The organism is Mycobacterium sp. E740 (assembly GCF_001672895.1).
GTDB lineage: Bacteria > Actinomycetota > Actinomycetes > Mycobacteriales > Mycobacteriaceae > Mycobacterium.
In genome coordinates, this window is record NZ_LZKP01000169.1 from 1 (window position 1) to 518 (window position 518).

Below are 518 nucleotides of genomic sequence, written 5' to 3' on the forward strand. Positions count from 1 at the left end.
TAGCAGCAGTTCGTGCACGCTCGCGCGGCATGCTGAGCCCGTGGCAGTCAACAGGACTCGTCGGGCCAGGGCTGCCCGCAGGCGCAAGCGTCGACTCGCCGCGGTCGAAAACGACCTCACCGTCGCGCAGTGGGAAGCCGTCAAAGCGGCTTGGCAAGGCTGCGCCTACTGCGGCGCCAGAGACCGTCCGCTGCAGCGCGACTGCGTCATGGCGATCAGCAGAGGCGGCCGGTACACCATCGACAACGTCGTGCCCGCCTGCGCGTCATGTAACACGAGCAAGTGCAACGACGAAGTGACCGGCTGGCTGCGCCGCAAGCGCCTCGACGAGCGCCGGTTCCTCGAGCGCTACGTTGAGATCCGGGCAATGCTCGTCGAGAACGCACGCTGACGGAAGCGCCGGCGTGCGCGAAATGCTGCTACTGAGCGGCGTGTCGGGTACCGACACGCACGCTCGCGCCGAAGCGACGGGTTACGACGCGTCGAAGGCGCGGGCGCGTAGTGCCCGCTCGACCGGC

General features: G+C 68.3%; 1 protein-coding gene. It reads left to right on the plus strand.

Features of this window, described 5'->3' with window-relative positions:
• The first annotated feature begins 40 nt into the window (after positions 1-40).
• On the plus strand, positions 41-391 hold the full coding sequence (locus A5663_RS15960; protein ID WP_068150986.1) for an HNH endonuclease: 351 nt from the start codon (positions 41-43) through the stop codon (positions 389-391).
• Positions 392-518: the final 127 nt, after the last annotated feature.